This is a genomic window from Limnospira sp. PMC 289.06 (assembly GCF_032350395.1).
GTDB classification, from domain to species: Bacteria; Cyanobacteriota; Cyanobacteriia; order Cyanobacteriales; family Microcoleaceae; genus Limnospira; species Limnospira platensis.
In genome coordinates this window covers 1-13,140 of record NZ_JARPLC010000127.1, presented here as the reverse complement: position 1 = coordinate 13,140, position 13,140 = coordinate 1, and the positions used below count along the sequence as shown (strand labels likewise).

Below are 13,140 nucleotides of genomic sequence, written 5' to 3'. Positions count from 1 at the left end.
AGGCTTCTGGTCACATCTCACATCCTCTAGGACTTGCGGTTACACTTATCCCTACTGATATCTCGACCAGATAATCAGAGTCCAGGAGGACTTAAAACGTTCCGTTTATATGGGCATTCCATCTTTAGATTTGTCCTCTCCACCGGGGTACTTTTAAAGGTCTGTGTAGGTAGTAAAAAAAAACCCCTACTTTTCCCCTTACTCTTTTGAGCGCAGCGTATCAACCTATTTCGCTACTACATTATTACGATGGTTCAAGCCGGACATTCGGTTTCCCTAATCATGGATGGTTGGCAGTGGTCTCGTTTCTGGTGTTGGGTTACACCTCGGAGCCTTCCGTTCCCCGCTTCAGTCCTGGGTTTGTGATTCCCAAAACTGGGGGTGGCTATCGCCGTTACCCTCAACTCTGTTTCGTAATTTCTCGTTATGTTAAGGATGGTTACGAATTGTTACAGAGTATATTGACCTTGGGTTTCCTGCCTTGATTTGGTATCTTATTGATACAAATCGTTGGGACATATAAGCAGTTATGGGGATGGTCAGAGGCGAGCCTCTTGTATTCAGCCAAGGGGCTGAAATCCCCATCAGGCAGTTATTTCGGGTATTGCAACCCTATTTCATGCCTGAACGTCTCGCACCTCTACAAAATAGTCTAACATGAAAAGCCGTCCTAGAAGGCTTGTCCTGAGCAAAGCCGAAGGGACGGGGCTAGTGACCCAAAATCTTTGGTAATGGATTATCCTCAAAAAACCCTGAGCCAATTTGAACAGCCACCAGGGTAGATCGAGAAACATGAGACAATAGAGCAAACTCGTTCAACCCTGGAGATGCTGTACTGTTGCAACCCAAGTTGCCCTAACCCATTTAATAATGAGGGTTATCGATTTTGTCAAAGCTGTGGGGCGCCGATTTTGCTGCCATTGTTCCGAAACCGCTATCGCGTAATTCGACAATTGGGATACGGGGGGTTCAGTCGCACCTATGAAGCCCAAGATGTGGATCGGATGAATGATCCCTGTGTGATTAAGCAATTTATGCCCCAAGTTCAGGGAACAGCAGCGCGACAAAAAGCCACAGAATTATTTAAACAAGAAGCCCAGCGGTTATATGAGTTAGGGGAACATCCCCAAATTCCGGGGTTGATTGCCTATTTTGAACAGGATAGGCGACTTTATTTGGTGCAAGAATATATTGATGGACAGAATCTGTTGCAGGAGTTACAGCAAAAGGGACATTTTAATCCTGATCAGATTTATCAAATTTTGTCTGAATTGCTTGAGATCCTCCAGATTATCCACAATCGCAATATAATTCACCGTGACATCAAACCAGAAAATATCATGCGCCGTAGCCGCGATAATCAGTTAATCCTGATTGATTTTGGTGTCTCTAAACAGGTGAAGGGAACTACCACGGTGGGACAGGGAACTACTGTCGGTACACCTGGATATGTACCTATGGAACAGTTACGAGGTCAGGTCTACCCCGCTAGTGATTTGTATAGTTTAGGGGTGACTTGTTTGCGTTTGCTGACTGGGTGTTTACCCTCAGAAGGTGGTAGAGATGACCTCTATGATGCTATGGAAGGGCGTTGGGTATGGCGAGAACGTTTACCAGCTAATGTTTCTGTCCCGCGACAATTAGCAGAGGTTTTGGACCGCTTAACCCGGGATTTTGTTCGCGATCGCTATCAGTCAGCTCAAGAAGTGCTACAAGTTCTTAAACAGCCCTATCCCTATCACTATCAACCTATACCTACCCAGAACTATCAGCGCATTGTTCCACCGATCACCCAAAAATATACCCACTCAACCGAAAAATATACCCACGCTGCTACTCCCCCACCTCCCCCCAAAGTTACCCCTAAACTGAATTCTTATCAAAAGTTACAGGATCTCATGAAAGCCGGAAAATGGCGGGAGGCGGACGCTGAAACTTCTCGGTTAATGCTGGAAATTGTCGGTAGTCAGGCTGGGTGTTTTAGTACCGCACAAATAGCTACTTTTCCCTGTCGAGAGTTAAGAGAAATTAATCAAGTTTGGGAACAGGCTAGTGGCGGTCGGTTTGGCTTTGGGGTTCAAAGGCGGATCTGGGAACAGGTTAACCAAAACACTACAGAATTTGCTCAACGGGTGGGATGGTGCGATCGCCAGCCATCAGATCAGATATATGTCAAAGACTATGATCAGTTATCATTTTCTCTCAAAGCCCCCCAAGGTCATCTACCCGCCTTGAGTGTCATGGCTGGTCGAGAGTGGGATAGAACTCTATGGCTGCTCGAACATTTATTTTTAAGTGTCGAGGCTTGCGGATTGTAACAGACAACGGCTGAAATATTATAGCAACTGCTCTGATCTGTCCCTGGGGAAATCTCACCCAGAAATCCCCATGACTGATAGAATTGATCTATCAAAGCATTTCTGGAGGTTTTTATGTCTCAAGATCCCCCTCAACCTAATGCTGACCAAACCTTTAGCAAAAAAATTCAACTTGCTGTTAAGCAACTATATCAGCAGGCGAATACTTGTATTGCTGAAAATAAACTTGAAGAGGCGATCGCCTGTTATCGTCAAGTTACTGTCTTGGTCCCCAGTTGGGCTGATGCTTACCCAAAATGGGGTAATCTTATGGTGAAAGCTGGTAGATTAGAAGAGGCGATCGGTGCTTATCAACAAGCTATTAAACTTAATCCCGAAGATTCCTGGTCTTATAATAGTTTGGGTGGGATTTTTATTAAACTTGAACGCTGGGAAGATGCTGTTCCAGTCTGTCAGCACGCTATTCAACTAGACCCTAACTTTTTCTGGGCTTATAATAACCTAGGACAAGCTCTCAGTCAACAAGAACAATGGGAAGATGCTGCTTCTGTTTATCAAAAAGCATCTCAGATTAACTCGACTTTTTTCTGGACTTATAATAATTGGGGTGAGGCTTTAATTCAACTTGAAAGATGGTCGGAGGCGGTTACCGTTTATCAAAAGGCTATAGAAATTGACCCTAACTTTTGTTGGGCTTATAATCATTTGGGAGATGCACTCAGACACCTTAAACGCTGGTCGGAGGCGGTTCCCGTTTATCAAAAAGCTGCTGAAATTAACCCTAATTTTTTCTGGACTCATAGTAATTTAGCTGATACCTTAGTCTATCTCAAGCGATTTGACCAGGCGATTCCGGTTTACCAAAGCGCCATCAAACTTAACGCCAATTCCCCTCAAACTTACTATAAATTGGCTAAGTGTTTACAGAAAGTTAAAAGGATTGATGAGGCGATCGCTTCTTTTCAAAAGGTCTTGGAACTAAAGCCAGATTTTACAGCCGCACAGAATAGGTTACAAGAACTTCACAACAAATTAGATCATCTCCAATCACAAGAGCCTCAAATTTCCCATAATCTTGAACCTATTGATTGGTTAAAATATTACCCAAAATCAGGGGATTCCGCATCCTATATGATGCCTAAACCTACCCCCGCACGACAGGACTCTAAAACCAAAACCTGGCAGTTTCCTGTCCCTCCACGTCCCCTGATGCTAGTATTTGCAGACAGGGGGGAGGACTACTATCTTGAATCTGGTAAAATTCAAATTCGCCTATTGTTAGAATCCCTACAAAAAGCTAAGTTTTCTTTAAAGCCAGGAAGTCGCGTCTTAGACTTTGGTTGTGCGTCTGGAAGAATGATGAGATTTTTAAGCGATCAAGCTAATACCTGCGAAATTTGGGGGGCTGATATTAGTGCTGACTGCATTCACTGGTGTAAGCAATATATGAGGCCTCCTTTTCACTTTTTGACCTGCACAACTAATCCCCATTTACCCTTTGAGGATCGATATTTTGATTTGATTTATGCTGGTTCAGTTTTTACCCATATTGATGATTTGGCTGAGGCTTGGTTATTAGAACTCCGTCGGATTCTTAGTCCTGGTGGTATGGCTTATATTACTATCCAAGAACAGCATCTCATGAATCTAATTAAAGACTTTAAGGAAAAGTGGTTATCTAATAATAATGTTTGGCCGCCAGACCAAAGGGCTGAATGTTTACAAAAATATGATGAATATAGTACGTCGGATTTTGCTATGTTTACCTTGGGTCGAGATACGCGATCGCTCGTTTTTTATGACCTCGATTATTTCTGTAAGATGGTACAACCGTTTTTTCAAGTCATTGAAATTCGCCAAGAGGCTTATTATTGGCAAACCGCCGTTTTACTACAACGTCAATAAATCTCTCTAGATCTGATCATTAATTAACAATAAGGAATCTCTAACAAGGATGACTGAGGAGGCTAGGCTGTTACTGTTCCGCCATGCGGTCTAGACGTTCACGAATGGAGAGGTTGAGAAGCGATCGCAAAAATATTACCACCCCCACCCCAGCCATGACCAGGAAAAAAACAGCCCAGCCATTTTTACCAGCAATTATTAATAATATTCCCGAAATCAGAGTAAATCCTGACCAACAGCCATGAATCAAAGTTTTCAGGGCAAAATTCACCCGTTTCAAAGCGCGATCGCTTTCAATAGAACGAACCCTAAACTTAATTTCCCCTTCCTCAATGCGTTGTTCTAGGCGACTAATAAATACCTCAGCACGGCTAGGTTGATTGAATTTAAAATTGATAAAATCTCGCGCCTGTTTAGTCAACTCTCCCACCAAACTACCCCGTTCCTGCTTAGAAACAGTAACACTTTTAATAAAAGGTTGGGCGCAGTCTACCAAATTATATTCAGGGTCTAGGGCGCGGGCTACTCCGTCTAAAGTAGTTAAAGATTTGAGTAAAAATGTCATCTCAGCAGGTAGGCGAAAAGGCTGCTGTTCAAACATTATATAAAGTTCATCTTTAATTACATTAAATGCTTGAAAATCAATAGGTTTCTCCGTAAATTCATCTAACAAAAACCTGATCAAGCGCCGCACCGGAGTCATATCAGACATCGGTTCAACTAAACCAATATCAATCAGAGTGTCAATAACCACATCTACATCTTTTCGCATCACCGCAAAAAAGCTGCGGATCATCTGATCCTTAGCCAAAGCCTTGATTTCAGCCATCATCCCGAAATCGTAGAAAATTAGACTACCATTAGGACTAACAGCAATATTTCCGGGGTGGGGGTCTGCTTGAAAAAAGCCATCCTGTAAAATCTGTTTAAGATAGCAACAAATCCCTAATTGGTTAACTCGTTTAATGTCAACACCGCAGGTTTGTAGAGTTTTCCGGTCATCAACCTTAATCCCCGGTAAATATTCCAGAGTCAAAACTTTATGGGTGGTATATTCCCAGTAAACTTTAGGAACAATAATACCTGAATAATTCTCAAAATTATCTCGAAATCTGTCAGCGTTTTTACCTTCCTTAATATAATCAATTTCCTGATATAAAATCATGAAAAATTCATTATATATAGCATCGAGATCATAGAGCCTTGCCCAAGCAAAGGAACGTTGACAGAAGCGCATTACACGACGTACCGCCTGCATATCCAAATCAAAAAGTTCTTTAAGTCCTGGGCGTTGAACTTTAACTATCACCTGTTCCCCTGTATGCAATTTAGCCCGGTGAACCTGTCCGAGACTGGCGGCGGCTAGGGGACGCTCATTAAACTCACGATAAAGGCTAAATAAAGAGTTGCCCAATTCTGACTCAATAATAGCTACAGCGCGATCGGCACTAAAAGGAGGCACTTGATCCTGGAGTTTTTCTAACTCCGCCACATATTCTAAGGGCAGAATATCAGCACGGGTAGAAAGGGCTTGTCCAATTTTAATAAATGTGGGCCCCAGGTCAAGCATCGTTTTAATTAACCATTTTGCCCGCTTTTGTTTAGTGGCCGAGGCATTATTTCCCCAAAGCCGATCCCACCACAAATAGAACAGAAACGTCCCAGCGGCAGAAAAAACATCAATCTGTCGCGTGAGGGGTGAGTATTTGCTGCGCTGCCAACGGAGGGGTTTAGGAGTTTTCTGAGTTAGCATTCGAGGATTTCGGGCAATTTGTCTATTTTAGTCGCTTATGGTGTCGATTTTCTACTGAGCGTGGAAACAGCAGACATATTAGAGTCTCCTGGGCTTTTTTCCCTGGGATGACCAATCTCAATCTAGGGTTCAACAATGACGGGGGTTCCCAGTTGCACTTTGTTAAATAGCGCTAACACATCCCGGTTGAACATACGAACGCAACCGTGGGAAACCGCTTGTCCGACAGTTTCTTCATTGGGTGTGCCATGAAAACCTATATAGTTGGTGCCATCAGTCCAAAATCCAATCCAGTGACTACCAAGGGGGTTATCTCCACCTGGGGGGATAATATCTCCATTTAGAGGATGTTCCCAGATTGGGTCTTCGATCATTTGAATAACCTGATAGTGACCGATGGGGGTTTCCCATCCGTTTCTACCAATGGCTATGGGATAGCTAGTTACAAGCTGTGTGTTGTTATAGACATAAACCCGACGTTCTCCTAAGCGAATCACTAATTCCAGTTGACTAGGAGAATATTGTAGCCAATCGCTGACATGATAGGCTGTGGCAAATTTTGGGGAAATTCCAGTTTTTGCCACATCTACACCTGGGCTGGTAGCGGCAGCCATACTATGATCAGGGAGCAGTATTGATAATAATGATAGTAATATCATTGGAGTGAAGGCCGGTGAAAGAAATGATCTGAACATAACTCTCAATAACTTACCTAGGGGTTTAAACAAGAAAATGGCGATCGCCCAGCGTGCTATGATTGGGATATGGATGTCCTAATAAATATCAAATCCCGTCAATTCTTGTGCCGGACAGTAAAAATCGTGACACAGTAAATCCACACACTATAATCATTGATAATTGTCGGTTTCAGTTAAATTTTCAGGCAACCAAAAATATTTACTATTGTCAAGTTGGCTCATGTTAACAAATTCGGAAACAGGCGAAATGGAATATTTAGATGCTGGACAGATTTTTCCATTGGTTGACAGTATTTTGCCCTTTGAAGTCTGTCTTCATCATCGGATTCTGCCCATATCTCTCAAGGATAATACCCTTTACTTAGGTATGGTCGATCCTAATGATGAATTAGCCGTAAATTATGCCCACCAGATATTAGCATATCTAAATTGCTCTGTTGTGAGTCAGCAGATTTCGGCTGAGAGCCATCGCTCCATTCTGACTGCCTATTTGTACCATAGCGAAAAACCCAACACCGAAAAAACCCCTTTAGATGACTCTGTTACCCCTCCCGCTGAACCATTAGCCTCCGGGGAAAAATCGCCGCCAGATTCCCCAAAACAGCCAAGGGCTAAACAACCTCCAGGGGGACAGAACATTAATCAAATGTTACCTAAGCTCGATCTTCGTCCCGAATACCTGAGTAGTCCCATAGAGCAACTGGCGAAGTTACCACCACCAAAGTTGTTAGAAGAGTTACTAGCTAGGGTATTGTTGGAGGGTATTGGCCGACTGTATTTTGAGAGGCAAGAATCCAAAGGGCGGATTTTGTGGAGCCAAAATGGTATTCTCAAGTCTGTTATTGATAATTTAGAACCATCACAATTTCAATGGGTGATTAATGAGTTAAAGCGCTTGGTGAAACTGCCTATGCTGCCGATTTCCCAACCCAAACAGATAGAAATTGAGCGGGTTTATTGTAATACTCATCTGCTGTTGAGGCTGCGATTGGTCAGGGGTAATTATGGCGAGGAAGCTAATTTACAGGTATTACGAGGAGCGGCTTTAAAGTTTTATCAACAGCAACAACTATCAAAATTGAGTTTGGATGCTTTGCGTCTGGCTCAACAATTGCAAAGGAAACTTAATGACTTGCAAGGACATTGTAATTCCGCTAATCTTTCATCGGAAAATTTGCCTCTGCTGTACCAGCTACTTAAAAATGTCACCCATCAGGTGGATATGCTGATTAAAAATAGTGATTCCTCCCACACAGATTAATAAATAATGCACGAGCCTTAACCCGTGCATTTGAGACTTAGATGGTGGTTAAACCTGGATGAGACTAGGCGGGGACTGCAACTGGCTGATCCGACCAGCGGTTCACCGATTTACCAATAACGGCTAGGTCTTGCATTAGTTGATCAAAATCTGCCGGAGTCAGGGATTGAGGACCATCTGACATGGCTTTGGCTGGGTTGGGGTGAACTTCGATCATGAGCGAGTCTGTCCCAGCCGCGATCGCCGCTTTAGCCATAGATGGAACGTGCTCCGCAAATCCCGTGCCGTGGCTTGGGTCAATCATAATTGGTAAGTGAGTGAGCGATCGCAATACCGGAATCACCGACAAATCAAGGGTATTGCGGGTATATTGGCGATCGAAAGTGCGGATTCCCCGTTCACACAGAATCACATTCGGGTTTCCCGCCGCTAAGATATATTCCGCCGCCATTAGCCATTCCTCAATAGTGGCAGACATACCCCGCTTCAGCAATACTGGTTTATCCTGAGCCCCTACTTTTTTCAGCAGGGAGAAATTTTGCATATTGCGAGCGCCAATTTGGATCACATCCGCCACCTCAGACAACTTTTCTAAGTCGTCCGCGTCCATTAACTCCGTAATCACTCCCAGTCCTGACGCTTCACGAGCAGCAGCTAAAAGGTTCAGAGCGCTTTCTCCATGACCTTGGAAAGCGTATGGAGACGTGCGAGGTTTATATGCGCCACCGCGTAAGAACTTCGCCCCAGCAGCTTTCACCCGCAGCGCCGTCTCCACGATCATTTGTTCATTTTCTACCGAACAGGGACCCGCCACCACCACCAGGGGAAGATTTTGGCCAAAGTTAACTATTCCGCTGGGAGTGGTAACAGCTACATTACTCGACTCTCCGTGACGAAATTCCCGACTAGCACGTTTGTAGGGTTTTTCAACTCGTAACACCTGTTCAATAAATGGGCTAATTTCCTGGAGTTGTAGGGGATCAAGACCTGCTGTTTCTCCTACCAGCCCGATCACAACTTTATGTTTTCCGACGATTTTTTCTGGTGTTAAACCCCAACCGCTGCGGAGTTCATCATTAAGACGTTCGATTTCGGCTTCTGGAGAGCCAACTTTCATTACAATAATCATGTAAACCTCACAAAATTTTGCCAGCCACAATTTTTAGTGGCTCATAAACGGTACAGACCCAATCTAATCTGCTGTCCCTGATTGGGGGAGGAAGAAAGAGGTGCTGTATCTTCCTATAGTTTGGCCTGTATGCAGCACTTTCCAGCACGAAATTTTTATAGCGATCATTACCAACCATAGCGTTAGATCTAAAATCGACAGATTTTATCATCTCTATCCAACTCTCCCAACAAGGCTAATCGATGCTAATCGATGATGACGCACCCTACACCCGCCCGTAGGCTTATCGGTGAAATCCCGCTGGCTGTCGGCAATGACCGCATCAATTCTGACTACCTTCAGCCGGGCTTTCTCTCGGTTGTTTGAACCCTTCTGCTTCCGGCTATCACATCTATTGTAAGAATTCAGTCTTTGGGAATTTGTCAATTTTTCCGACACTGAGCTTGTCGAAGTATCTCTGACCCGAAAGGACGGGGTTTTAGAGCTGCCCCCGAACCCCCACATCCGATAATTTTAGATTTGTTCGTTTTCGAGGCATCGACCCTCTCCATTCACCCGACCTTCATCCCCTACCTTTTGGGGTAAGGGAATTCCCCTAGGCTTTTTTAATTTTTGGGTGAACTTTGCTGGCGACCTTCTTTCCAAGCCTCTATCGCCCGCCCTAGGTTGATCTTAAATTCCTGCCAACCTAGGAAACTCCCACTTAGGTCTTCATCCCAAGAAGCCGAGAGAACCCCGTAACTAAGACCCACCACACTCAAGCCAAAGCATCCCAGACTCACCAGCAATACTGCTGTGTTGGGTAGGGGAAATATCTCATTGGTGACAATAAAATAACTGCCCACAAAGGTAGATATAGCCATTAACAGAGGAATACCCGATAGAAACACCATCCGCGACACCATCCGCTGACTGACTACTTCCGGAATAGTCATATCTTCCCGTCTAGGTTGACGGCGCGGGGCTGAGGTGTCCGATGTCCGGCTGTTTTTTGGGGTTTTAGCCACCTTGGGTGAAACCGATTTCTCCGGTTTTCCCTGTTCTGAGGGGGCTGATTTCCCACTGTCAGCCTGCTTTTTGCGGGTTTTTTTCGGTTCAAAGGGAAGTGGTTGACGGGAGCGATCGGAGGACATGGTAGATTGTGAGTGCTGTGGGTGGTTTGACAGGAATTTGGTACGATTGGGTAAATCTGCTATGATTTAGCCCCGGATTCCCAAACGGGTGATCAGTTCGCGATAGCGTTGCTGATCCTGTTTATTAATATAGGCTAATAATCTTTTTCTGCGTCCGATAATCTGGAGAAGACCACGACGGGAAGCGTGATCATGCTTGTTGGCTTTGAGGTGTTGGCTGAGTCGGTTAATTCTTTCGGTGAGCATGGCTACCTGTAGATCCGAAGATCCGGTGTCTGTTTCGTGAGCTTGATGCTCGGCCATGATTTTTTGCTTATCTTGTTGTGTCAGAGCCATAGTTGAGAATTTTAGCGTTGGTTAAATTTACACAATTCTTTATCTTAGCATATTGTAGCTGGGACTGGTTGTGCTGAGAAGAATTTATGCCTGGAGATGGATGCAGCTAGGTACGATCGCCCTTTATAATTGCATTGGGTACAAAGTTGAGTCTGGTTCCGGTAACCGATTGTGGGTTAACGGGTTAATGGGTGATGGCGATGTCTGATACACACATTCACCACCAATGGATGCCTTGATATCTTCTCAACGAGTCCTGGTTATGGTTGAGAGTTTAATGGTTTATGGTTGAAACAACATCAGATGCGATCGTTTGGGGGTTTAATCCCCTGCTGAAATTGGCATTACTACTGTTGGGGCTAATCTCGGCTTTGATCGGTTTATGGCTACTACCGAAACTATGGCGAATGGCGATCGCTAAGTTAATTCCTGAAGAACGGATATCTAGTTACTCCGAAATTTTATCATCTTATAAAATCCCTGCCGCTGTCGCTGTATTGTTGGTCATAATTGAAATTTTCTGGGTTAATTCAGATTTCATAATTTATCTAGGTTTCCTAGAAGTTATCATCAGTTTCGCCCTAACTATTCTGGTCAGTTGGTTGGCTTCTGACATCTTTAAAAGATTTTTTGATTTATATATTATTGATGTAGCCTCCAAACAAGGTCGCAATATTAACAGTGAGTTTTTATTGGTGGCTAAAATTCTAGCCAACTGCGTAATTATTCTAGTCGCAATTGTTGTATTTGCTCAGACTCACCAAATTAACATTGTCGGATTAATTGCTAGTTTAGGGGTAGGTGGTTTAGCCGTCGCTTTTGCAGCTCAAAATACCCTCAGCCAAATTCTAGGGGGAATTGTGCTGTATTTGGATCGGCCGTTTGTCGTTGATGATTACATCGGTTTACCTGATGGGACTTTCGGACGGGTAGAATCTTTGGGATTGCGATCGACCAAAATTCGCACATCAGGAAAAGGAACCATAGTTATTGTCCCTAATAGTTCCTTAACTCAACTCAGTATAGAAAACTATACTGGAGCCAGAAAAATTATATCAATCCTAGGATTAACCTTTCATTCTGCCATTGATTCTGAGGAACAAGCTCTCATCCGTCAAGTAATTTTAGAAAGCACTAAAAACACCTTTGGAATTGACCCTAGAGGCACTGATGTTAGCTTTAAAAATTTACAGCAAATCACCGGAGAAAACAAAACTCAAGCCCAAGTAACCTTTTTTATATTAGGTGCAAATCGTAACAACTTGGAACTGCGTCGTCAGATGCTAGATCTAGCAAATCAAGACATTAGTATGAATTTACAGCAATACGGAATTGCCTTTGATATTGAAGATCAAAATATTTACGTTGATGCACCCATCACAGTTTAATTACAGTTAATCAAGCCAAATACTATGTGGAACCCCATTGATCCTGATGCAGCCATTTTTGATATTATTCAGGAATATTCGATTCCTAAGCCTCTGATTTTTATAATCTTTGTATTGATATCTTGCTTAATAGGAAAATACACCCCTAGCCTTATACAATATATTATTAGGCGGGCTATCCCCATAAATGGCAAGGAAATTTCCGAGAACTTTGTGCGACCTATCCAACAACCTTTTCGGATGGTTGGCATTTTTACTCTGATTTCTATGTCAATGATTTGGCTAGAAGAAAATCGGGCTTTATATCGTTTTATTCGCCCCTTTGTTAGTCTAGCCCTAATTGCGAGTATAGCCTGGTTAGCCTCTCGGTTATTTAGGCAATTGGTGCGAATTTATGGTATTCCGATTATCCGAAAATATGGCATGGAAGTTGACGAGACTTTTTTGGTCTTTGAAACTATTGCCAATGTTGTAATTGGATTTACAGCAGCCGTAGCATTTGCTCAGAGTCAACAACTCCCCCTAGGTGCATTAGTAGCAGGGGCTTCCGTCAGTGGTTTAGCGGTAGCATTTGCCGCCCAAAGTACCTTAGAACAGATTTTAGGCACAATAGTTTTACGTTTAGATCGTCCCTTTGTCCGTGGAGAATATATCCGACTGCCAAAACGTGGTGATGATCTTGAGGGTATTTATGGGAGAGTAGAATCTATTGGGTTACGGTCTACTAAAATTCGGATTGCAGCTAAGGGAACCTTGGCAATTATTCCCAACTCTAATTTAATGAGGTTGGCGATCGAAAATATAAGTCGTGGTAAAAAAGTCATGGTGTTACTATACCTTGATTTTATCACTGAACTTGACGATCGCGAACAGGCTTTAGTAGAACAGGCTATTAAGGAATGTACCGATTCAGTATTTGGTATAGACCCCGGAAGCACCCAGATTTCCCTATTTAATTATGGAGAAACCGGTAATGTTCGCGCCCGGGTGACATTCTTTATTTTAGGTTCTAGTGAAAATGCCATTTCTCTGCGTAAGAGTTTACTAGCATCAACTAATCAAAGTTTGACGGAAAAACTCAAGCGATATGGCATTAAGTACAATATGCAAGAACCGAATATTTATGTTGAGTCTCCTGTGACGATTTAATGTTATTAAGTCAGCATACCAGATTATCAAAAAACAAAGCCTCAATCGAAAGAAAGAGGCAGAGTAATAA

General features: G+C 43.2%; 10 protein-coding genes. 5 read left to right on the top strand and 5 right to left on the bottom strand.

Annotated elements, in window-relative coordinates; genetic code table 11:
* Positions 1 to 827 precede the first annotated feature (827 nt).
* A complete protein-coding gene (locus P5674_RS19705) occupies positions 828 to 2,318 on the top strand; it encodes a serine/threonine-protein kinase (protein ID WP_006617935.1) in 1,491 nt (496 codons plus the stop codon).
* A 114-nt stretch (positions 2,319 to 2,432) separates the two neighbouring features.
* Positions 2,433 to 4,223: a class I SAM-dependent methyltransferase gene (locus P5674_RS19700; RefSeq protein ID WP_006617936.1), complete on the top strand. Its 1,791-nt coding sequence runs from the start codon at positions 2,433 to 2,435 to the stop codon at positions 4,221 to 4,223.
* 70 nt (positions 4,224 to 4,293) lie between these two features.
* On the opposite strand, the gene P5674_RS19695 is transcribed toward P5674_RS19700, so the two are convergent.
* Positions 4,294 to 5,976 (bottom strand): ABC1 kinase family protein, encoded by a 1,683-nt coding sequence (locus P5674_RS19695; protein ID WP_006617937.1) that lies wholly within the window; start codon positions 5,974 to 5,976, stop codon positions 4,294 to 4,296.
* Positions 5,977 to 6,098: 122 nt separating this feature from the next.
* Positions 6,099 to 6,590 (bottom strand): L,D-transpeptidase, encoded by a 492-nt coding sequence (locus P5674_RS19690; protein WP_006617938.1) that lies wholly within the window; start codon positions 6,588 to 6,590, stop codon positions 6,099 to 6,101.
* A gap of 304 nt (positions 6,591 to 6,894) precedes the next feature.
* Here P5674_RS19690 and P5674_RS19685 point away from each other — a divergent pair, with 304 nt between their 5' ends.
* Positions 6,895 to 7,935: a hypothetical protein gene (locus P5674_RS19685; protein WP_014275844.1), complete on the top strand. Its 1,041-nt coding sequence runs from the start codon at positions 6,895 to 6,897 to the stop codon at positions 7,933 to 7,935.
* A gap of 64 nt (positions 7,936 to 7,999) precedes the next feature.
* Here the strand turns inward: P5674_RS19685 and aroF are convergent, their stop codons facing one another.
* The 3 genes from aroF to rpsO form a co-directional block, all read right to left on the bottom strand.
* On the bottom strand, positions 8,000 to 9,064 hold the full coding sequence (aroF, locus tag P5674_RS19680) for a 3-deoxy-7-phosphoheptulonate synthase (RefSeq protein ID WP_006617940.1): 1,065 nt from the start codon (positions 9,062 to 9,064) through the stop codon (positions 8,000 to 8,002).
* 605 nt (positions 9,065 to 9,669) lie between these two features.
* A complete protein-coding gene (locus P5674_RS19675; protein WP_006617942.1) occupies positions 9,670 to 10,197 on the bottom strand; it encodes a PAM68 family protein in 528 nt (175 codons plus the stop codon).
* A gap of 66 nt (positions 10,198 to 10,263) precedes the next feature.
* Positions 10,264 to 10,533, bottom strand: a complete 270-nt coding sequence (gene rpsO, locus P5674_RS19670) for a 30S ribosomal protein S15 (protein WP_006617943.1) — start codon at positions 10,531 to 10,533, stop codon at positions 10,264 to 10,266.
* A 284-nt stretch (positions 10,534 to 10,817) separates the two neighbouring features.
* Between rpsO and P5674_RS19665 the strand changes: the two genes are divergently transcribed.
* Together P5674_RS19665 and P5674_RS19660 are read left to right on the top strand one after the other, a co-directional pair.
* Positions 10,818 to 11,921 (top strand): mechanosensitive ion channel family protein, encoded by a 1,104-nt coding sequence (locus P5674_RS19665; protein WP_006617944.1) that lies wholly within the window; start codon positions 10,818 to 10,820, stop codon positions 11,919 to 11,921.
* A gap of 24 nt (positions 11,922 to 11,945) precedes the next feature.
* A complete protein-coding gene (locus P5674_RS19660) occupies positions 11,946 to 13,070 on the top strand; it encodes a mechanosensitive ion channel family protein (RefSeq protein ID WP_006617945.1) in 1,125 nt (374 codons plus the stop codon).
* The last annotated feature ends 70 nt before the right edge of the window (positions 13,071 to 13,140 follow it).